Below are 20,560 nucleotides of genomic sequence, written 5' to 3'. Positions count from 1 at the left end.
TTTTTTTCGCCTGGAGAAAAGCGTCGGCGGCCGTGCTATTCAGGTGGGAGGAACAGCATCTGTGGCGGTTCATGCATGAGAAAGTCCCGGTGCGAGATGTTCCAGGCGTAGGCGCCGGCCAGGAGGAATACCAGCAGGTCGCCGACCGCCAAGGCGGCCACCGGCTGCTGGCGGGCCAGCACGTCCTTGGGCGTGCAGAGCTGGCCGACCAGGGTGACGGGCTGACCCTTCACCTCGGCCGGTTGCCCTGTGCGCACTATCACGAACGGATGGTCATGGCCCTGGGCCGCGGGCGTGCGGAAGTGATGGGTGCCGCCACGGCCGATGGCGAAGTACTCACCGTGGTTGCGTTTGATGTCCAGCACCTCCATCAGGTAGTAGCCGCAGGCGGCGCTGATAAAACGGCCGATTTCGAAGCGGATGCGCACAGCGCCCATCTCTTCTTCGTCGATCAGCCGGTGCAGGCCCTGGCAGAAGCGCGCCCAGTCGAACGAGTGCTGCGGGTTGCGGTAGTCGATGCCCATGCCGCCGCCGACATTCAGCAGCGGTAGCTCGAGCTGGTGTTCGGCGCACAGTCGACGGAAGGTGCGGAAGTAGCAACGCATCAGCTTCAGGTGTGCGGCCACGTCCAGCTGATGGGACAGCAGGTGGAAGTGCAGGCCCTGCAACTGCAGCCAGGGCTCGTCGCGCAGCAAGAGCAAGGCCTGCTCCAGGGCATCTTCGTCGAGGCCGAACGGCGTTGGCTTGCCGCCCATTACCAGGCGGCTGTCGGGTGCCTCGGCCAACTTCAGGTTCAAGCGCAACAGCACCGGGGCCGGCCGCCCGCTGGCCTCGGCGATGCGTGCCAGACGGCGCAGCTCGTTGAGGCTTTCGACATGGAAGGCCGCGACCCGGCAGTCCATGGCCGCCGCCAGTTCGCTGTCGAGCTTGCCGGGGCCGCCGAAGATCAGCGGCTGCTGCGGGCACCGCTGGTACAGCCAGCGCAGTTCGCCACCGGAGGCCGCCTCGAAGCCGTCCACCAACGGCGCCAGGGTCTGCAGAATCGCTGCTTCCGGGTTGGCCTTGGCGGCGTAGAACAGCTCGCAGTTGTCCGGCAGCAGCGCGCGCATCTGCCGCACATGCCGGGCCAGGGCGTCGAGGTCATAGAGGTAGGCGCACAGCGGTTCCTGGCGCCGGGCGCGCAAGTCATCGATGGCCTGGTTAACGCGCTGCGGCAGGCTCATGGGCGCACCTCCGCGCGCTGATAGGTGAGCGGGTTGGGCAGGGCGGTGTAGCCGGCCTCGCGGTCGGCGCGCATCAGCAGGCGGGTCATGAAGTTCTCCTTGCTCGGCAGCGGCGCGCCGGCGCACAGCTCGCGCAGGGCGGGTGGGTCGTCGAGGCGCTGGCATTGCGTTTCCAGCCGTTCACCGACCTGCCGCCACAGGCGCTGTTCCAGCCCCTCGTCGCCGGCGGCGAGGTGAAAGATCGCCTCGCCCAGGTTGTTCACCAGGGTGCAGTAGGCCACCCGTTTCCAGGCTTGCTCAGGGCTGTAATAGAGCGACGCGCGAGTGCGTTCGCCTAGGTGTTCGAGTTGCGCCGCAGGCCAGTGCTGGGGCACCAGCTTGGTGCCTTCGAGGTCGCGGATCCACACCCGGCAAGGCAGGCCTTGCTCGTCGAAACCGAGCAGGGTGTTTTGCAGGTGCGGTTCCAGCACCACGCCCTGGCGGAACAGGCAGTACAGCACGCCGCCGAGCAGTTGTTCGGCATAACCGTCGAGCCAGCGCAGCGCTGCGCTGGCGTAGTCGAGCCCGAGCCGCGCCGCGCACTGCTCGACCAGGGCCTGGCAGACGCTCTGGCCGTGCAGGTCCCAGGTGAACAGGGCCATCGCCACCCGTGGCTGATAGCGTTGGCGGCAGCTCGCATCGAGGTTCTGCCGATAGACAATACCGAAGCACTCGGTGACTTCGCGGGCTTGCTCCAGGCTGCCCAATGCACTCAGGTCGAGGGTGCTGGCGGCCGGCTCCGGCATCAGTTGAAAGCCTGGCTGCACTTGGGCCAGCTCGGCCATCAGCGGGGTCAGCAGGCGCGTCAGGGCCACCGCGCTGTCCAGTTCGTACCAGGCGTTCTTGCGTACGCAGTTGGTCAGGCGCACGTGCACCGAGAACTTGAGGAAGTGCGCCAGTTCGGGGTGATAGAGGGTGCGCACCGAGGACGTCGGATACAGCGCCATGCCCTGTGGGCCCAGGGGTTCCAGCAAGCCCTGTCGCTGGGCGCGGCGCACCAAGGGGTCGGCCAGTACCCGTTGCACTTCCCAGGGGTGACAGGGGTAGAGGTCGTCGCGGCCGCAGAGCTGGCGCAGTGTCGCGCGCGGGTCCTCGCCCTGGTGGCGGATCAGCGCCGGATCGACACGAAACCAGTGCAGCGGGAACAGCGCGCCGACTTCCGGCGAACAGGCCAGCAGGTCTTGCGGCGAGACGCCGTCGCGGCTCTTTGGCGTCGGATGCAGGGCATGCCCCCAGATCTGGTGCTGCTCGGAGGCCAGCAGGCTATCCGTTCGCGCATGACTGTCTGTTGGCTCAAGGCTGTCTGTTCGCTCATGGCTGTCGGTTTGCGCCCGGCTTTCGCCCGGTTGCTGGTTGGCGGCGTGGGCGTGGCGCAGGAAGGTGCGGGTGATCTGCAGGCTGTTGTCGATCTGCTGCAGCAGTTCGCCATGGCGCTCCGGGTCGTTCAGCGGGGCGAGCAGCAGGCGCGCCAGTTCGGCCAGGTGCAAGGGGTGCCAGCCCTGGCCAGGACGTTTCAGGTAGGGCGCGCTGATGAAGCGGCAGCGACCGAGCACACTGGTGCGGTCGGCCAGCAGCAGCAAGCGCGCGCCCTGGGCCAGACGGATGCCGATGCGTCGGGCGCCTTGTTGGCGCAGGCTCATGGGCAGGTCGAGACCCTGGCAATCGAGGTCGGCTTCGCCGCGCGGCAGGGCGTATTCGCGCAGGTAGCAGTTGAGCAGGTTCTCGATGGCGTGACGCTGGGCGTCGCCGTCCAGCGCCAGGTCACGTAGCGACAAGGGGGTTAGGGCGAGGGTCATGCTGGAAGCTCCTGTGGACAAGCGACTAAGGAACGCGCCAACAGCAGCGCCGCGAATGCGGCCACACAGGCGACGAGGAAGGGGGAAGCACTGCCACACCACTGGCTGACCAGACCGGCCGTGAGGCCGGCGGCGCTGCCGGCCCATTTGCCGCTGGCGTCGTACCAGCCGAACAGGCGCCCGGCGCCGCCCTGACGGCTGCGCTGGCTAAGGCAGCGGTGCAGGCCGACGAAACCGAGCAGCATGCCGGCGCCACTGAGCAGGCGCAGGACGAACAGCGGTTCGGGCTGGCCGATGAAAAACTGCAGGGCGTTGCTCAGGGCCAGCAGCAACAGGCCGAGCAGCAACGGGTTGTTGGCCTGGCGCTGGGCCCAGGGCAGGGCGAACAGGTAGACCAGGTGCGGCAGGCTGTAGAGCAGACCGATCAACGCGTCATTGCCGATCCCCAGCGCCTCGCCGTAGGGCACGAAGTAGGGGAAGGTCACCACCATGGCGAAGCTGAACAGGAACTGCACCGCGAGCAGGCGCAACAGGTCCGCCGGCAGTTGGCCGAGGCGTGCGGCTGGGCTGGCAGTGCGGGACGCGCTCGGCTTGGTCCGAGGTGGGTCGGCCGGCAACGGCAGGATCAGGGCGAAGGCCAGCAAGGGCAGCCAGGCCAGGTAGTGGTACAGCTCCAGGCCCAAGCCTTGGGCGGTGAGCAGACCCAGCAGGATCGGCCCGCTGATCATCGCCAGGCGCGCTGAGTACTGGGTCCAGTTCAGCGCGCGCGACAGGCTGGCATCCTGCAGTTGGGTCGCCAGATAGGCGTTGGACGCCGCCATGGCGCCGCCGAAGGTGCCCTGGATGATCAGCGCCAGCGCGAACAGCGTCAGGTCGCTGCTGAACCCGGCCAGCAGAAAACCGCCGAACAGCCCGGCATGGGCGCGCAGCAAGGACAGGCGACAGCCGTGGCGGTCCGCCAGGTAACCCCAGACGGGCGCCGCCAGGGCGGTGCACAGGGTCGGCAGGATGAACAGCACGCCGATGCTCCAGCCCGGCGCATCCGGCGCCAGGTCGGCGAGGATGCGCGGCAAGTACAGCGGAATGCCCAGGGCAGTGAAGGCCGACAGGTAGTGGCCAAGCAGCACGCTGGCGATCAGTCGACGCTGCATGGCGCGCCCTCCAGGAGGAAGTTCGCCGCGCTGTAGCCGTAGAACTTGTTGATGTCCTGGACGGCGGACTGCTCCCGGCTCAAGTGCGCTTTGCTGAACAGGCTGCCGGCACTCAGCAGGTATTTCACCGGCAGCTTGGCGCTGTCCAGCAGAAAGTGCCGGGCTTCGTCTACGGGCAGGCCTTCGCGCTGCAACTGCTCGAGGCAATCGTGCAGGCTCTCGCGCAGGCTGGCATACAGCCGCGCGCGTTGGCCCAGGCCGGCGTGGGCGATGGCTTCCAGGGGCGCGACGATATTCAGTTGCAGGGTGATGGTGCAGAACATCTCCGCCAGCGCGCGGAAGCCGTTGACGCGGATGCGCGGGTCACGCAGCGCGGCGGGACTCTGGGCCAGGTCCGGGCAAGCCGCGGCGAAGCGCTCGGGCCACAGCCGCGCGGCGTCGTTGTCCTTCATCAGCAGGCGTAGCGGCTGACCCGCCTCGAAGATCAGTACGGCGTTCTGCTGGTTGGCTTCCAGGGCGATGCCGTAGCCCAGCCACAGGCGCAGGTGCACCTGCAGCAGCAGCTCCAGATAATCCTCCAGCCAGCGCTGCAGGTCGCCGCCGTAGAAGCGCTCGACCAACTGCTGAATAAACAGCCGGCCGTCCGCCTGCGGGCTGGCCAGGGCGGCCACCGGCACCAGCGTGGTCTGCTCCAGTTCGCCTGGATAACGCCGCACGATATACGCCAGATGGCGCTGCTCGGCGGCATGCCCGCCATGCTGTTCATCCACATGCACGTAGCGCAGGCCGAGTTGCGGGTCGCGCGCGGCGAGGGCCTGCAGGCAGGTCTGGAACCAGTGGCCGTCGTACAGGGTGCTGGGCTTGATCAGGCGCAGGTTGCGCGCGCCCAGGGTGCAGACCATCAGCGGCAGCTTGATATGCAGCTGCGGCTGCTCGACGCAGACCAGGGTACGCACCGAGAGGGTCGGCTGCACTTCCAGGGCGCTTAGCGGTGCCTTGAACGCGTCGTCCGGCACACCGTGCTGGTCCAGCTCGGCCCAGGTCAGTGGGTGCACGGGCAACAGCGCGTGGCTGGCCGCCAGCGCGTCGTCCAGGCCGACCTCGACGAAGCTCGGCCACAGCGCTGGCGGCGGGCTGCTCAGGCTCAGCGCCGACTGCGGTACGGCCAACCAGTTGAGGCGCAAGCGTGGGGCGAACTCCGGCGCGTAAGCCTGCAATGCGGCGGCATCGAAGCCGCTCTTGGCTCGGGCGGTCGGGTAGAAGGGGTGATCGAGGTAGCTGGCCAGGCGTTCGATGCCGAGCAGGCGCCGGCCCCAGTCGGCCTCGTCGAGCACACCAGCGAGTGCGCCGGCGTGTTGCCGGTGGGCCGCACGGCAGAGCGTGCGCTGCTCTACCGCACAGTCGGCTTCGGCGCGGTAAGCGGTGAACAGCGCCAGGCTTTCCGGGTCGAGGTCGTGGCTCAGGTGTGCCAGCCAGGCGGGGTAGCCCTGCTCCAGCATGATCTGGCCCTGATCCACCCGCAGCCAGGCATCGCCGAGCGCGCTCCAGCGTTGCAAGGGGGCGCCGTGGCGCACCGGCAACCACAGTTCGCTGCCACCCAGGTGCGTGATGCACAGCCAGTTCGCGCTCGCGGGCCCTGGCCACTGCGCCGCCAACTCGGCCGGCAACGCGAGCACCTGGCCGCGGCTGACCAGGCCGCGAATGTCCTCGCGCAGGCAGCAGTCGATGATCCGCTGGCCGATCACGGCCGTGGCGTTGTGCGGGCTCATGCCAGCTCCCCGTTCAGTTCGCCGAGCACTTCCTGCAGCCGTGCATCCAGGCTGGCAACGTCCGGGGCGATCAGGCGCAGGATGCCCAGGTAGTCCTTGTTCGAGTGGCTCAGGCGGATCTCCTCGCCGGCCTGGCGCAGCGCGCGGTAGTCGCACCAGTAGCCGGGTTGCTCGTGCTGGAAACTGACCGGCGCGCGTTGCAGGCGGCCCGACTCGCGGGCGATCAGGTAGTGCACCAGGGCCGTGGCGCTGCCGGCGCTGAGAGCGGGCAACGGCTCGCCCAGGTGCACGGCGAGGATGCGCTCGAACCAGCCCTGGGGCAGCAGGCGCTCGAGGAGAAACTCGCGGCCATCGCCGATGCTGCGGTAGTTGATCTCGACCAGTACCGGGCCTTCGGCGGTGAGGATGAACTCGCTGTGGCAGCTGCCGAAGTTGATGCCGAAGGCGGCGACCTGGGCCAGGGCAGCGGCGCGGTTGGCCTGGCTCAGTGGGCCATTCCAGCGTGCGGCCAGTTCGATGAAGTGCGGTGGTGGCGACAGGCTGACGTCGAAACCGCCGATGGCCTGCAGGCTGTGACCGTCGCCGAGGGTTTCCAGGGTGAACAGTGGCCCTTCGAGGTAGCCCTCCAGCAGCAGGGCGCGATTGGGCTGTTGTTGCCAGAACTGTGCGCAGAACGCGGCCAGCTCGCTGGCGTTGTGGCACAGGCGCACATCCAGGCTGGCGACCCCTTCGCGTGGCTTGGCCACCAGCGGGAAGGGCGCATCTGCCGGCAGCGCGGCGCCGGGCGTCAGCACCTGGAACCAGGGGCCGGGCAGGCCGAGGCGCTGCAGGCGCTCGCGCATGGCCGCCTTGTTCTTCGCCGCGTAGCACAGCTGCCAGTCCTTGCCGGGGCAGCCGAAGGCCTCCGCCACCAGGGCGGTGGCGGTCTGCAAATGATCGCTGTTGCAGAACACCGCGGCCGGGCGCAGGCCCTGGGCGTTGATCAGTTCGATCACCGCCAGCGGGTTGAACACGTCGCACTCGAGGATTTCCAGGCCGGCGGCCGGGAAGTCGTTCGTGGCGAGCTGGTGGCGGTGTTCCTGGGCGTGGTCGGTGATCAGCAGCAGGGGCTGCCCGCGCCTACGCGCGGCGGGCAGGAAACCCTCGGTGATGGCCGGGTGCACGATATGGCTGAGGATCACGATGGGCCGTTGTTGAGCGCTGGTGTGCTGCATGGCGAGTCTCCAGGAGGCAGCCGCCTCCCGCCCGAGTCGTGAGTCACGACCGGGAACGGGAGAGGGCAGTGGGTTAGGTGCGGATGGTGCGGATCAGAAGCTGTAGTTGACCCCTAGGGTCAGGGTGCGACCGGGCGCGGCCTGACGACCCCAGGGGCTGGTGTCGATGCCGCGGAAGTAGTACTGGCGGTCGAACAGGTTGCTGACCCCGGCGGAGGCGGTCAGCAGGCTGCCGTCGTCGAGCTTGAACTCGCGCTCCAGGGCGGTGTTCCACACCCAATAGGCAGGCAGGCGGCCGACTGTGGCGTTGGCGTTCTCCGCGTGGGTGTTGGCGGCGTCGGTGTAGGCGCTGCTGACGTAGAGGCCGTCCAGGGTGTAGGTCCAGGCATCGGCGAAGCGGTAGCGACCATCGACACCGACTTGGTGACTGGAGGCGAAGGGCACTTCATTGCCCTTGAAGGCGCCGGTGCGTTGCTCGCTGTCGAGGTAGGCGTAGCTGGCGTGCAGGTCGAGCTCGGGCAGCGCCGCCGGGGTCCAGAAGATTTCGCTCTCGATGCCCTGATGACGGGTGCTGCCAAGGTTCTCGAAGCGGTCGTTGCTGCGGTTGTATTCGATCTGGTCCTCGAAATCGATGCGGTACAGGCCGAGGTCGACGCGCAGGCCCTGCCAGGGGGTGTAGCGCACGCCCGTCTCGTAGTTCCAGGCCAGCTCGGCGGCGACATCGCCGTCTTTGACGATCGAGGTGATCTGCGGCGCACGCAGGGATTTCTGTGCGTTGGCATAGGCGAACCAGGCATCCGTGAGCTGGTAACCTAGGCTCAGGCCGGGCAGCCATTCCTCGGCGACGGTTTCGCGTTCGATGCCGCTGACGCCGTCGGCGTACTCCATGCGTGCGTGCTCGTAGCGCACCCCGGGGGTGATGGTCAGGCGGCCGTCGAGCAGTTTGAGTTCGTTGCTCAGGTAGGCGGCCTTGGCTTCGTCGTCGAAGGTCCAGTCGCGGATCACGCTGTGCGCGCCTGTGGCCAGGTTCTGCCGGTTGACCTTGAAGTCGACGTCTTCCTTGACCAGGCGGGCGCCGAGCAGCCAGGTCTGGCTGACGCTGTCGCCATCGATGCTCATGCTCAGGCGCGGCTCGCTGCCCCAGACGCGGAAATCACGCGGCGCGTCCTGCAGGGTGTTCGGGGTGGCGTCCGGGGTGAAGGGCAGGCCGATGATGAAGTTGCGATAGCTGTGGTGGGCGAAGTTGGTCCAGCTGAACTCCACTGCGTCGAACGGGCCGATGGCGCCGAGGTACTGGTTGTAGGTGCCCCAGACCCGGTCGGTGTCACCCTCGAAACGGTCGAGCTCGCGGGTCGACTGACGCGGGTCGTCCTTGTAGTCGGCCACGCTGAGGGCGCCGGCCAGATCCAGGTCGGCCTTGTAGCGTTGTACGCCGAAGCTCAGGCTGCGTTCGTCGTCGATGTCCCATTGACCGCGCAGGCGATAGTTCTGCACTTCGCTGTCGGAGTGTTCGCGGCCGTATTCGCCGGTCACGGTGTTGAGGTCCAGTTGCAGGCCGAAGTTGTCGGTCAGGTAGCCGCCGGTGCCGATATAGCTGTCCCACAGGCTGCGGCCACCCGGGGCGAAAGTCGCGCGTTCCTGCAGGGTGGTTTGCCACTGCTGCGGAATCGGCTTGCTGATGAAGTTGATCACCCCGCCGACGTTGTTCGGCCCGTATTGCACGGCGGCGCCACCACGCACGATGTCGATGCGCTCGACCGTGGCCAGGGTCTGCGGAAACAGCGACAGGCTGGTCTGGCCATAAGGTGCGAGGGACAAGGGAATGCCATCGGAGAGCGCCTGGACCCGGCCGCTGCGGCTCTCGTAGAGGCCGCGCACGGAAATCTGCGGCAAGGCGCCGGTGCCGGTTTCATCGAACACCTTGACCCCCGGTACCCGCTGCAGGGCATCGTCGAGGCCGCGTACGCTGGCTTTGCGCAGGTCCTCGGCGCTGACCACGCTGCGACTGCCGGGGTAGCTGCGCACTTCGGCGTCGCTGGCCGTGCCCAGTACGTCGCCCTTGATCACCATGGGCGCGAGGGTGGCTTGCTGCGCGCGTTCTTCGGCAATGGCGGAGTGGGCGATGGCCAGCGTCAACAGGCTGAGGGGGATAGTAAGCGAACGGTTAGGGGTCATAGGGGGCTTCTTCAGGTCTCAGGTATGGGTTTGTAGGGTCTGCAGGCGCGTTTTCAGGGCGTTGTGCAGCAGACCGCGGTCTTCACCGGCGAGAAAGCTGCGGATGCCTTGGCTGCGCCAGTGGCTGTGCTGCTCCGGAGTACGTGGGTTGGCACAGAAGGGCACCTGACTGCGCGCGCAGCTGGCGGCCATGCGTTGCAGGGCTTGCCAGACGTGCGGGTGCAGCGGATCGGGGCCGAGCTGCAGGTCGAGGGCGAGGTCCAGGGCGCCTTCGAGGAGCATGGCGACCCCCGGCAGGGCGAGAATCGCCGGCAGCGCCTCGAGTCCGACGGCACTTTCGATCATCGGCACGATGCGCGGCTGGCGATTGCTCAGTTCGATGTACTGGGGCAGGGAAAGCGTGCCGAAGCCGGTGCCGCGACCGCCACTGATGCCGCGCCGGCCCAGCGGTGGGAACTGCGCCGCGGCGACCGCGCGGGCGACCTCGGCGGCGCTTTCCACGCGCGGCAAGACTATGGCTTCGGCGCCGGCATCGAGCAGCCGGCCGATCAGCTTCTCGTCGACTTCCGGCACCCGTACCCAGGGCGAGACGCCGGCAGTTTCGCAGGCGCGCAGGCAGTGCATCAGCTCGTCACCGCCACGCAGCTGGTGCTCCATATCCAGAATCACGAAGTGATAGCCGGCAAAGCCGATCATCTCGCAGAGCAGCGGCGAGGGCAGGGAGTTGAGCAAGCCGTAGGCTTCTTCACCACGTTCCAGGCGAGCGAAGACGGGGGAGGGCCGCAGCATAAGTTCTTCCGTAATCTTAATTGTTATCAAATGATAATGCTTATCGTTTAGCTTTGTAAATAAGCGATTGCGAACCTCCAGCGCATCGGCGGACACGACCAGGCGCTAGGGGCAAATGCAGGGGAGGGCAATGGCGCAGAACCCCGCAGTGGCATCGGCTGGGGACCCGCGCGGCGAGTCGGCGCAGCGCGACGGCGACCGGCCGCGCTCGCGCCTGCAAGCGTGGTGTTATCTGTTAGGGCAGGGGCTGTGCGTGGCGGGCGGTTCGCCGATGGGGCGCATGGCGCTGCGCAGATGCTCTTCGAACAGCTCGACTATCGCCGACCAGCCTTGCCGGGATGCGTGCAGGCGGGCGTTCAGACGGACCCGGCGCAGGCTGTCCGGATCCTTCAGCAGCCAGCTGGCTGCGGCGATAAACCCCGATTCGTCCTCGACACCGGCGAGGACGCCGTTGTGCCCATGACGTATGTGCTGGGCCGCGGCGGCTTGGTTGAAAGCCGCCACGCCCAGGCCCGAGGCCAGGGCTTCGAGCAGCACATTGCCGAAGGTTTCCGAGAGGCTGGGGAACAGGAACAGGTCGCCCGAGGCGTAGTGCGTGGCCAACGCCTCACCGCGTTGCAGGCCGCAGAAGACGGCATCCGGCAGTAGCTGTTGCAGGCTGGCGCGTTGTGGGCCGTCGCCGACCAGAACCAATTTCAGCCGGTGCTGCGGATGGGCCGCCTGCAGGGCGAGAAAGCTCCTGGCCAGCAGGCCGAGGTTCTTCTCCGCAGCCAGGCGGCCGACATGCAGCACGGCGATATCGCCCTCGCCCAGCCCCCAGCGGCGACGCAACGCGCGCGAGCGTTTGCCCGGGTGGAACAGCTGGCTGTCGACGCCGCGGGCCAGTAACCGCAAGCGCTCGAAGCCGCGTCGCTGCAGCTCGGTTTGCTGGCTGGCGCTGGGCACCAGGGTCATGTGCGAGCGGTTGTGGAACCAGCGTAAATAGAGGGTCAGCGCGCGGGTCAGCAGGCCGACCCCATAATGCCCGGTGTATTGCTGGAAGTTGGTGTGAAAACCGCTGACCACCGGAATCTGCAAGCGCCGCGCGGCGCGCAGGGCAGACAGACCAAGCGGGCCTTCGGTGGCGATGTAGAGCACATCCGGGCGCTGTTTTTTCCAGTGGAGCAGCAACCTGGGTAATGACGACTGGCCCCACTGCAGGCCTGGATAACCGGGCAACGGCCAGCCGCGGGTCAGCAGCAAGCGCTCGTCGCTTTTGCGGCCGTTATCACTAGCCTGCCGCGGGCGCACCAGCTGCAGGCGATGACCGCGTGCATGCAGTCCATCGACCAGGCGGCCAAGGGTGTTGGCCACGCCGTTGATTTCCGGCGGGAAGGTTTCGCTGATCAGTGCGACAAGCAGGGGGGATGTGCTCATGACAGCAGTGTCGGCTGCTGTCATGTAGTGATTGTGACGCTAGCGTGGCAGTCCCGTGACGGCCCGTTCGCCGCGCTCGCGCACCCAGAACAGGGTGGCGCCGGCCACGGCCGCCGGCATCATCAGGATGTTCACGCCGGGAATCAGCAGCGCGGCGTAGGTGATGCCGCCGAAGCCCAGGCTCTGCCAGCGCTTCTCGCGCAGCCAGGCGAGCATGTCCTGCCAGCTCATCTTGTTGTTGTCCGCCGGGTAGTCGATGTACTGGATGGCCATCATCCACACGCCGAACAGCAGCCACAAGGGCGCGGCGATCAGGTTGACCACGGGGATAAAGGTGAGGATCAGCAGACCGATGGCGCGCGGCAGGAAATAGCTCAGCTTGCGCGCCTCGCGGCCCAGGGTGCGCGGCACCATGGCCAGCAGCTCGGCCCAGCTGAACGCCGGGAAGTTGTCTTCGCCGCGCACCACCACCTCGACCTTCTCGGCGAGAAAACCGTTGAAGGGGGCGGCGATGATGTTGGCCAGCATGGTGAAGGTGAAGAACACCATCAGCAGCACCAGCACCACGAACAGCGGCCAGAGGATGTACTCGAGAAAACTCAACCAGCTCGGCAGGCTCGGCATGAAGCTGTCGACCCAGCCGCCGAACTGCTGCACGGCGAAACCGACCAGGGCGACGAAGAGGATCAGGTTGATCGCCAGGGGCAGCAGCACGAACAGCCGCAGACCGGGGCTCAGCACCAGTTTCAGGCCTTCGCTGAGGTATTGCGGGCCGGACAGTACGGGGGCAGGCATAGGGTTCTCCGCCAGATATAAAGTCGCGCCGACCTTACCGGCTTTGTCGGGTAGGGGAAAGTCTGCGGTGTTTGCGCGTTGCTGTGCAGCTATAGGCGTTACCTATCCATCGAATTAGCAATTGATATTTCCTTAATCGAAACGGCCTGGGTAGCCTACGCAGCACTTTCCTCACCTTGTCACTGACATCCCTATCAGGAGTTTTTATGAGCGTATTGGTCAACAAGCAGGCCCCGGACTTCACTTCGGCCGCGGTATTGGCTGACGGTTCCATCGTCGACGACTTCAACCTCGCCGAGTTGCGTGGCAAGTACGTGGTGTTGTTTTTCTGGCCGCTGGACTTCACCTTCGTCTGCCCCTCGGAAATCATCGCGCACAGCAACCGCATGGATAAGTTCCGCGAGCTGGGTGTGGAAGTGGTTGGCGTTTCCATCGACTCGCAGTTCACCCATTACGCCTGGCGCAACACCCCGGTAGAGAAGGGCGGCATCGGCGAAGTGGCGTTCACCATGGTCGCCGACGTCAAGCATGAGATCACCCGTGCCTACGGCATCGAGCACGAAGATGGCGTGGCGCTGCGTGCGACCTTCCTGATCGACAAGAGCGGCGTGGTGCAGCATCAGGTGGTCAACAACCTGCCGTTGGGCCGTGAAGTGGATGAGGTCATTCGTCTGGTCGAAGCCCTGCAATTCACCGAAGAACACGGCGAAGTCTGCCCGGCTGGCTGGCGCAAGGGGCAGAAAGGCATGCAGGCAACTGCCGATGGCGTGGCCGCGTACCTGGCCGAGAACGCCAAAACCCTGTAAAAACAGCCACCGTTCGAGTTCGTTCAACCGTTTTCGGGGCCTCCGTTTCTACAGCCTTCCCCAAGTGCTTGGATTGCCCCTTTTTATTCGCGCCGGTTAGCCGGCCGGTAGGAGTCAGTTATGTCTGCAACACGTCATGCCCGCGTGATCATCCTCGGTTCCGGCCCGGCCGGTTACAGCGCGGCGGTCTACGCGGCGCGCGCCAACTTGAAGCCGCTATTGATTACCGGCATGCAGGCCGGTGGCCAGCTGACCACCACCACCGAGGTCGACAACTGGCCGGGCGACGTACACGGCCTGACCGGCCCGGCACTGATGCAGCGTATGCAGGAGCACGCCGAGCGCTTCGAGACCGAGATCGTCTTCGACCACATCAATGCCGTGGACCTGGCCGGCAAGCCCTTCACCCTGGTGGGTGACAGCGCGACCTACAGTTGCGACGCGTTGATCATCGCCACGGGCGCCAGCGCCCGTTACCTCGGCCTGCCAAGCGAAGAGGCATTCATGGGCAAAGGCGTATCGGCCTGCGCTACCTGCGACGGTTTCTTCTACCGCAATCGCGAAGTGGCGGTGGTCGGTGGCGGCAACACGGCTGTGGAAGAGGCGCTGTACCTGGCCAATATCGCCAGCAAGGTGACTCTGGTGCATCGCCGCGAGACCTTCCGCGCCGAGAAGATCCTGCAGGACAAGCTGCAGGCGCGCGTCGCCGAGGGCAAGATCGTGCTCAAGCTGAACGCCGAGGTCGATGAGGTGCTGGGCGACAACATGGGCGTGACCGGGGTGCGGGTAAAGAATAACGACGGCAGCAGCGATGAGCTTAAAGTCGATGGCCTGTTCGTGGCGATCGGCCATACGCCGAACACCTCGCTGTTCGAGGGCCAGCTGGCCTTGAAAGATGGCTATATGCAGGTTAGCGGCAGCCGTGACGGCAATGCCACCGCCACCAGCGTAGCGGGCGTGTTCGCCGCGGGCGATGTGGCCGACCATGTGTACCGCCAGGCGATCACGTCGGCCGGCGCCGGTTGCATGGCAGCGTTGGATGTCGAGCGCTACCTCGACGGTCAGTAAGTCTTAGGCCGCAACAAAAAATAGCCCCGCTCAGTGCGGGGCTTTTTGTGGCCAGCTCAAACCGCTACGTCAGGCTTTGCGCTTCAGTGCGGGTTGCTCGAAGCGTACGCCCGCCAGACCGGTGGCCATCAGGGCGCGGATATTGCCGTGGTCACTGCCGTCCGGGGTGGCCAGTACACTGCGGTAATGTTCGCCGAAGCACTGCAGGGTTTCTTCCAGACTCAGGCCTTCGAGCAGCGCCAGGCCGAGGGTCTTGCAAGAGCCCTCGTTTTGCCCGGCGGCATTGTCCACCGCGCCATTGCTGAAGGCGCTGGGTTGGTAGTCATAGTGCTCGGCAATAAACGCCAGGGTCTCGGCAAAGGCGAACTGCTCGCTGTGCAAGCGCGCGCGGAAGTCGCTGAGTGCACTCATGTGTTCTTGCCGTCGGTGCTTTGCTTATTGAATGCAGCTTGCTGCTTGGCGCTGGCTTCTTGCTGGTATTTGTTCTTCCACTCGCTGTAGGGCATGCCGTAAATCTCTTCGCGGGCCTGGTCCGGCGTCACCTCGAGGCCGGCGTCGTCGGCAGCCGCCTTGTACCATTTGGATAGGCAGTTCCGGCAGAAGCCGGCGAGGTTCATCAGGTCGATGTTCTGCACGTCGGGGCGGCTACGCAGGTGTTGGACCAGGCTGCGAAAGGCGGCGGCTTCGAGTTCGAGACGTTCTTGCTCGGTCATGGCGGTGTGCTCTCTAGGGCGGCAGGGCAGGGATGCCGGCGATGATAAGAGCCTGCTGGCCGGAGGGCAATGGCCCGCTGTCGCGGCGCCGGGCCGCACGCCGGCTGTCGCCTAGCGGTGTCCCGCAAGGGTGATGGATACCGATTCGGCAAAGCGCAGGGCGTGCGGCTTGTCGACTTCCACTTCGGCGTAACGCACGGTCGCATGGGTCATCACCAGGTCGAGAATCTCCTGGGTCAGGCGTTCGAGCAGGGCGAAACGGTTGCCTTCGACATGCTGGATGATCGCCTTGGTGATGGTGCGGTAATTCAGGGCGTGGTCGATGTCGTTGTCGCGCACCGCCTCGACTGCCGGGTAGAGGATGGTCAGGTTGATCAGCACGTCCTGCTTGTTGTTGATCTCTTCTTCCTTGATGCCGATATAGGTGCGCAGGCGCAGGTCCTTGACGCGAATGCGCGCCATGCCAGGTTCCAGTCGTGGCATAACTACTTACTCCGTCCGATCAGTTGCAGAAATTCTTGGCGGGTGTTGCTCGACTCGCGAAACGCCCCGAGCATCACCGAGGTGCTCATCAGCGAGTTCTGCTTCTCCACCCCGCGCATCATCATGCACATGTGTTGGGCCTCGATCACCACGGCCACGCCGGCGGCGTTGGTCACCTGCTGAATGGCTTCGGCGATCTGCCGGGTCAGGTTTTCCTGAATCTGCAGGCGCCGGGCATACATGTCGACGATTCGTGCAATCTTCGACAAGCCCAGCACCTTGCCGGTGGGGATGTAGGCGACATGCGCCTTGCCGATGAAGGGCAGCAGGTGGTGCTCGCACAGCGAGTACAACTCGACGTCCTTGACCATCACCATCTCGTCGTTGTCGGAGGCAAACAGCGCGCCGTTGACCACCTGTTCTAGGCTGCTCTGGTAACCGTGACACAGGTATTGCATGGCCTTGGCCGCACGCTTGGGCGTGTCCAGCAGGCCTTCACGCTCGGGGTCTTCACCCACACCGATGAGGATCTCACGGTAGTGATTGGACAGATGGTGGTTCATCGATGGGTCCTCGCCGCACCCCTCACTTGAGGTGGCGGCCGCCGTTGACAGTAAGGGTGGTGCCGGTGACGTAAGGGTTATCCAGCAGATAGCGCAGGCTCTGGTAGATCACCTGCGGTCCCGGCTCTATCCCCAGTGCGGATTTTTTCAGGGCCTTGGCGCGGTAGGCGGCATCATCTTCGGGGTTGAACATGAGCAGCGCCGGGGCGATGCCGTTGACCTTGATCAGCGGCGCCAGCTTGGCGGCGAAGGACAGGGTCAGGCTGTCCAGGCCCGCCTTGCTGGCGCAGTAGGCCGGGCGATTGGCGCTGCCTTTGCGGACCACATCATCGCTGATATGAATGATGTCGGCGGGCGTCGACTGGCGCAGCATCTCGGCGCAGTGCAGGTTGATCAGGTACGGCGCGAGCATGTGCAGGTTGAACAGTTGGGTAAAGGCGGCGGCCTCCTGGCCGGGCATTTCACTCAGCCAGTCGGAGGCGTTGTGGATGATCGCGCGCAGGCTGTCGGTCTGGTTTTTCAGCTGTTCGATAAAAGCGAGGATGCTGGCCTCGTTGGAAAAGTCCGCCGGCAAGGTCAGCGCGCCGCGTTCGCGCAGGCGGGACAGGCCTGGGCGCTCGCTGCGGTAGGTCACGATCAGCGCATGACCGTCGTCGAGCAGGCGCTCGGCACAGTACAGGCCCACGCGTTGACTGGCGCCAGTGATCAATATTGGGGCTGCACTAGCGTTCATGCTCGACTCTGACCGATGAAAAGGGAGGCTCAGCGACGCAATGCCGGGATACCTGACCAGTAAGACATTGCGTCGACTGAGCCAGTTGCAAAGTTATATCAGCCGCTGCCGCTGTACAACCCTAGGCGCCGCAGGGTTATTGCGGCTGTAGCCGTTATTCTGTCTATTTCCTTGAGCTGTATGGGCTTTTTAGTGAAGCTAAAGCCATGGTTAATCTGATACTAAGTTGTGCATATTAAACAGTGTCGTATAGGTATTTGGGCGGTTCTTCGCCTGAGTCTGTTGCCTGTCTTGGCCTATTGGCGGTCTACGAACGGTGACGCTCTGTCGCTACGCCGCCACGGAGACAGCGCCTGTGCACAGATTGCGGCCAACGTCTGCCGCCAATGGCTGGGTTACAATGCCGGCAACCTGTTCATTGTGATACCTCTGCCCATGTCCGATCTGGTTGGTGCTGCGTCCCCGGTCTCGAGTGCCCTGAAACGGGAGGAGTTGTTTCCCATACGCGAGGTTTGCCGTGTGACGGGCGTTAACCCAGTGACGTTGCGGGCCTGGGAGCGGCGTTACGGTTTGATTCAGCCAACCCGGACCGAGAGCGGGCATCGGCTCTACTCGCAGGCCGACATCGAGTCGGTGCGCAGTATTCTGGGCTGGATCGAGCGCGGGGTGGCGGTGAGCAAGGTCGCCAAGATTCTCGCCACCAACAGCTCGGCCCAGCACGCCAGTGCCACGGTCTATCAAGACGCTGCCGGCGACGAATGGCTGGAGTGGCAGGCACAATTGCGCCGTGCCATCGCCGGCTTTGACGAATTGCGGCTGGAGCGGTTGTACGGTCAGGTGTTTTCCAGCTATCCGCTGCCTGTGGTGTTTCAAGGCATTCTGCTGCCGCTCTGGCAGGAGCTGTTGTTGCGCCAAGGCGAGTTTGGCCAGACCAGCGAATGGTTGTTTTTCGATAGCTTCCTGCGGGCACGCGCCTTACAGCGTCTGCAGATTCTGCGCACGCAGAGTGAGGAACGGGTGCTCCTGGTCGCCTTGCCTGGGCATTGCCATGAACTGGAGTTGCTGGTCGCCGGTTTGCTGCTGAGCAGTGCGGATATCGCCATCTGCGTATTGGGCCTGGGCCAGCCGCTGCAGGAGTTGTCGCTGATCTGCGAGAGGATGCAACCGCAGGCACTGGTGTTGTTTTCAAATCAGCCGCCGAGTGACGATCTGCCACGCGTTTTGGCGCGTCTGGCCTTGGCCCTGGATTGCCCGCTGGCCCTGGCGGGCAAGGGCGCCGAGTTGGCCGAAGACAGTTTGAGCGGTTCGCCGATAGCCAGCTTGGGTAATGAGGGACGGTTGATGCAGCGTCGCTTGCAGCAGTTTCTGGCGGGGCATCTGGATACCTGATCCCAGTCGCGCCGCGCCGAGTTCAGAGTCGACTCAACGACCGCTCAAGCGGGGTGCGCCTCGGGGTAGAGCCTGCGGTGCTGCTGATAAATGAACTGACGCAAACGCGCGCCGCCACGTTGATCGAGTGGGTCGAGTCGGTACACCAGCAAACCCCGAATGGTTTTGCGCACGAAACTGCCCTGAATGGCGATCGGCTTCTGTTCGGCCAACGGCAGAATCAAGCTGAAGTGCTCGGGTGGTGTACGTTTCGCGCGCAGTTCGATCAGCAGCCCGCTCATCGACAGCTCATGCACCCACAGGTCGCTCGGTTTGGTGTTGCGTTGGCGCAGGGCCACGGGCGGGGTCAGCGGCAAACGCCAGGGACGACTAACCGGGCCCTCATCGAAAATCTGCGGCGTACCGAGATCCAGGTGCTGTTGGTGATCTTCGTCTTCGATCAGCTGCGGGGTGAAGGTCATGCGCTGGTTGGCGAAGTGCGCCTCGATGGTCAACTGCTCATGGGATGCGCAGAGCGCAAGCAACGCCTTGATTTGGCCGGACGCATCGACTTGCAGGTTGGGTTTGCTCTTGCGCGTCTTGGCTAAAGGTTGATCCTGTAGGCGCTGGATAAACTCCAGTTCCGCCTGGGTGAGTAATGGCTGGTCTTGCATGGGCGAGTTCTACACGAAGGCGGCTTGAACTCTTAAGACTGCGAAATGTGGTTTTTGTTGCAGCGCTTACAGGCTTTTTAACGCGGTCAGTTCCGCCTGCAGGGTCGCCAGCTCGGTCTCCAGCTGTCGGACCCGCTCCTGAGCCTGCACCTGCTCGGTGACATCCTTCTGGATGCCGATGAAGTAGGTCAGTTGATCGCCCTGGTTGAACACCGGGGTGATCGACAGTTCATTCCAGAATGCGCTGCCATCCTTGCGGTAGTTACGGATGATCTGGCGGCACGGCTGATGGTGCTTCACCGCCTGGCGAATGACGGCCAGCCCGGGCTGGTCGTGATCATTGGCCTGCAGGAAGCGACAGTCCTGGTAGAGAATCTCGTCACGGGCGTAGCCGGTGAGCTTCTCGAAGGCAGCGTTGGCATAGATCAGGATGTTGTCATCGCCTTCCTGTTCGGCCACCACGATGCCGTCGTTGGAGGCGTCGATCACCAGTTGCAGCAGTTTGGCGTTGATCATGAGGCGATTTCCCAGTCCAGGTTGGCGCATTCTAAAACATCCGGAACGCCTGCGTACTTGCGGCATAATGCCCGGCGAATTTTGCATGTTTCGGAGTTGTTTATGAAAGTCGCGATCCTGTCCGGTTCTGTCTATGGCACTGCCGAGGAAGTCGCCCGGCATGCCGAAAAACTGTTGCAAGACGCCGGTTTCCAGGCCTGGCACAACCCGCGTGCCAGTCTGGCGGATGTGCAGGCCTTCGCCCCGCAAGCCTTTCTGGTGGTCACCGCGACCACCGGCATGGGCGAGCTGCCGGACAACCTGCAGCCGCTGTATTTCGCCATTCGCGACCACTTGCCGGCCTGGAGCGGTTTGCCGGGTGGGGTGATCGCCCTGGGCGATGCCAGTTATGGCGACACCTATTGCGGCGGCGGCGAGCTGGTGCGCGAGCTGTATGCCGAACTGGGGGTGCGCGAGGTGCTGGCGATGCTGCGCCTGGACGCCAGCGAGAGCGTCACTCCGGAAACCGACGCAGAGCCCTGGCTGGCCGAGTTCATGGCGGCGCTGAACGCCTGATGCATCCGCGCGCCACGCAACTGATCGAGCTGCTGCAGCTGCAGCCGCACCCCGAGGGCGGTTATTACCGCCGGGTGTTCGAGTCGGCGCAGCGCTTGCCCAGCGGGCGACTGTGCTCCACGGCCATCCTGTTTCTGTTGCCGGCCGGCGTGGTCAGTCGCTGGCACCGGGTGGATGCCGATGAGTTGTGGCATTTTCATGAAGGTGCGCCGCTCGAGCTGTTGATCGCCGAGTCGCCCACGACGTTGCGCGCGCAACGACTCGGTCCGGTCGCTGCCGAGCAGCTGCCGCAACGTGCGGTGCCGGCGCATGCCTGGCAGGCGGCCCATAGCCTGGGCGACTTCAGCCTGGTCGGCTGCACAGTGGCGCCAGGCTTCGATTTCGCCGGTTTCCGCCTGCTCAGCGAAGACCTCGAGGCGCAGCGCGACTGGCCACAGCTGCGTCAGCAGTATCCCGAGTTGTTTTGATTATCGCTGCGCTGGCCGGGACGTAGCCCGGCTACTCAGGGCTGAGCCGGCGCTTGACTCGCACAGTCACTGAGCTGGCCGCCAGGGCAACTCACCTTTGCCGCGTCCCTCGCTAGACTCCTAGGGTCTGTTGCCGTTTCATTGCGAGCCGTGTTGCCGCGAGAAATGGCCCCCGATTAGGCGCAGGACGCAGGTAATGGTCATTCCCTTGCCAAGTCCTGCAACAACAGCGGGGGCCATTTCCCGC

At 64.9% G+C, this 20,560-nt stretch carries 21 protein-coding genes; 5 read left to right on the top strand and 16 right to left on the bottom strand.

Annotation, left to right across the window (positions count from 1 at the left end):
* Positions 1-35 precede the first annotated feature (35 nt).
* The 9 genes from FBY03_RS16950 to cysZ all read right to left on the bottom strand — a co-directional run bounded on the left by FBY03_RS16950 (position 36) and on the right by cysZ (position 12,367).
* Positions 36-1,223: a type III PLP-dependent enzyme gene (locus FBY03_RS16950; protein WP_147173538.1), complete on the bottom strand. Its 1,188-nt coding sequence runs from the start codon at positions 1,221-1,223 to the stop codon at positions 36-38.
* Positions 1,220-3,058, bottom strand: coding sequence for an IucA/IucC family siderophore biosynthesis protein (locus FBY03_RS16945; RefSeq protein ID WP_147173537.1), 1,839 nt, complete (start codon positions 3,056-3,058; stop codon positions 1,220-1,222). Before FBY03_RS16945 ends, FBY03_RS16950 begins: the two co-directional genes overlap by 4 nt.
* Positions 3,055-4,209, bottom strand: a complete 1,155-nt coding sequence (locus FBY03_RS16940; RefSeq protein WP_147173536.1) for an MFS transporter — start codon at positions 4,207-4,209, stop codon at positions 3,055-3,057. The genes FBY03_RS16945 and FBY03_RS16940 overlap by 4 nt, the downstream gene beginning before the upstream one ends.
* A complete protein-coding gene (locus tag FBY03_RS16935; protein ID WP_147173535.1) occupies positions 4,194-5,978 on the bottom strand; it encodes an IucA/IucC family protein in 1,785 nt (594 codons plus the stop codon). The genes FBY03_RS16940 and FBY03_RS16935 overlap by 16 nt, the downstream gene beginning before the upstream one ends.
* Positions 5,975-7,192: an acetyl-CoA carboxylase biotin carboxylase subunit family protein gene (locus FBY03_RS16930; protein WP_147173534.1), complete on the bottom strand. Its 1,218-nt coding sequence runs from the start codon at positions 7,190-7,192 to the stop codon at positions 5,975-5,977. Before FBY03_RS16930 ends, FBY03_RS16935 begins: the two co-directional genes overlap by 4 nt.
* Before the next feature lie 93 nt (positions 7,193-7,285).
* Positions 7,286-9,367 carry a TonB-dependent receptor domain-containing protein gene (locus FBY03_RS16925; protein WP_147173533.1) on the bottom strand — a complete coding sequence of 694 codons (2,082 nt, stop codon included), beginning with the start codon at positions 9,365-9,367 and terminating at the stop codon, positions 7,286-7,288.
* An 18-nt stretch (positions 9,368-9,385) separates the two neighbouring features.
* A complete protein-coding gene (locus FBY03_RS16920; protein WP_147173532.1) occupies positions 9,386-10,156 on the bottom strand; it encodes an HpcH/HpaI aldolase/citrate lyase family protein in 771 nt (256 codons plus the stop codon).
* A gap of 228 nt (positions 10,157-10,384) precedes the next feature.
* Positions 10,385-11,596: a glycosyltransferase family 1 protein gene (locus FBY03_RS16915; protein WP_147173531.1), complete on the bottom strand. Its 1,212-nt coding sequence runs from the start codon at positions 11,594-11,596 to the stop codon at positions 10,385-10,387.
* A 15-nt stretch (positions 11,597-11,611) separates the two neighbouring features.
* Complete coding sequence (gene cysZ, locus FBY03_RS16910) at positions 11,612-12,367, bottom strand: sulfate transporter CysZ (RefSeq protein ID WP_147173530.1); 756 nt, start codon at positions 12,365-12,367, stop codon at positions 11,612-11,614.
* Positions 12,368-12,573: 206 nt separating this feature from the next.
* Here cysZ and FBY03_RS16905 point away from each other — a divergent pair, with 206 nt between their 5' ends.
* Positions 12,574-13,173 carry a peroxiredoxin gene (locus FBY03_RS16905; RefSeq protein WP_147173529.1) on the top strand — a complete coding sequence of 200 codons (600 nt, stop codon included), beginning with the start codon at positions 12,574-12,576 and terminating at the stop codon, positions 13,171-13,173.
* Positions 13,174-13,293: 120 nt separating this feature from the next.
* Positions 13,294-14,241 carry a thioredoxin-disulfide reductase gene (gene trxB, locus FBY03_RS16900; RefSeq protein ID WP_025166690.1) on the top strand — a complete coding sequence of 316 codons (948 nt, stop codon included), beginning with the start codon at positions 13,294-13,296 and terminating at the stop codon, positions 14,239-14,241.
* A 69-nt stretch (positions 14,242-14,310) separates the two neighbouring features.
* On the opposite strand, the gene FBY03_RS16895 is transcribed toward trxB, so the two are convergent.
* The 5 genes from FBY03_RS16895 to folM all read right to left on the bottom strand — a co-directional run bounded on the left by FBY03_RS16895 (position 14,311) and on the right by folM (position 16,733).
* Positions 14,311-14,652, bottom strand: a complete 342-nt coding sequence (locus FBY03_RS16895; RefSeq protein WP_147173528.1) for a HopJ type III effector protein — start codon at positions 14,650-14,652, stop codon at positions 14,311-14,313.
* On the bottom strand, positions 14,649-14,954 hold the full coding sequence (locus tag FBY03_RS16890) for a DUF1244 domain-containing protein (protein WP_147173527.1): 306 nt from the start codon (positions 14,952-14,954) through the stop codon (positions 14,649-14,651). Before FBY03_RS16890 ends, FBY03_RS16895 begins: the two co-directional genes overlap by 4 nt.
* A 111-nt stretch (positions 14,955-15,065) precedes the next feature.
* Positions 15,066-15,437 (bottom strand): dihydroneopterin triphosphate 2'-epimerase, encoded by a 372-nt coding sequence (folX, locus tag FBY03_RS16885; RefSeq protein ID WP_025166687.1) that lies wholly within the window; start codon positions 15,435-15,437, stop codon positions 15,066-15,068.
* Positions 15,438-15,439: 2 nt separating this feature from the next.
* Positions 15,440-16,000 (bottom strand): GTP cyclohydrolase I FolE, encoded by a 561-nt coding sequence (gene folE / locus FBY03_RS16880; protein WP_147173526.1) that lies wholly within the window; start codon positions 15,998-16,000, stop codon positions 15,440-15,442.
* 22 nt (positions 16,001-16,022) lie between these two features.
* Positions 16,023-16,733 (bottom strand): dihydromonapterin reductase, encoded by a 711-nt coding sequence (gene folM / locus FBY03_RS16875; RefSeq protein WP_147173525.1) that lies wholly within the window; start codon positions 16,731-16,733, stop codon positions 16,023-16,025.
* Between the two features lie 435 nt (positions 16,734-17,168).
* Here folM and FBY03_RS16870 point away from each other — a divergent pair, with 435 nt between their 5' ends.
* A complete protein-coding gene (locus FBY03_RS16870) occupies positions 17,169-18,122 on the top strand; it encodes a MerR family transcriptional regulator (RefSeq protein WP_147173524.1) in 954 nt (317 codons plus the stop codon).
* Between the two features lie 44 nt (positions 18,123-18,166).
* Here FBY03_RS16870 and FBY03_RS16865 read toward each other — a convergent pair whose 3' ends face one another.
* Together FBY03_RS16865 and FBY03_RS16860 are read right to left on the bottom strand one after the other, a co-directional pair.
* Positions 18,167-18,775 carry a hypothetical protein gene (locus FBY03_RS16865; RefSeq protein WP_147173523.1) on the bottom strand — a complete coding sequence of 203 codons (609 nt, stop codon included), beginning with the start codon at positions 18,773-18,775 and terminating at the stop codon, positions 18,167-18,169.
* A 66-nt stretch (positions 18,776-18,841) separates the two neighbouring features.
* Positions 18,842-19,291, bottom strand: coding sequence for a PAS domain-containing protein (locus FBY03_RS16860; RefSeq protein ID WP_147173522.1), 450 nt, complete (start codon positions 19,289-19,291; stop codon positions 18,842-18,844).
* Positions 19,292-19,393: 102 nt separating this feature from the next.
* Here FBY03_RS16860 and FBY03_RS16855 point away from each other — a divergent pair, with 102 nt between their 5' ends.
* Entirely contained in the window at positions 19,394-19,846 is a 453-nt protein-coding gene (locus tag FBY03_RS16855; RefSeq protein ID WP_147173521.1) for a flavodoxin, read from the top strand.
* Positions 19,846-20,313 (top strand): cupin domain-containing protein, encoded by a 468-nt coding sequence (locus tag FBY03_RS16850; RefSeq protein ID WP_147173520.1) that lies wholly within the window; start codon positions 19,846-19,848, stop codon positions 20,311-20,313. Before FBY03_RS16855 ends, FBY03_RS16850 begins: the two co-directional genes overlap by 1 nt.
* The last annotated feature ends 247 nt before the right edge of the window (positions 20,314-20,560 follow it).

Source organism: Pseudomonas sp. SJZ079 (genome assembly GCF_007993865.1).
Taxonomy (GTDB): domain Bacteria; phylum Pseudomonadota; class Gammaproteobacteria; order Pseudomonadales; family Pseudomonadaceae; genus Aquipseudomonas.
Note: the sequence above shows the minus strand (reverse complement) of the source record. Positions and strands in the feature narration are given on the sequence as shown.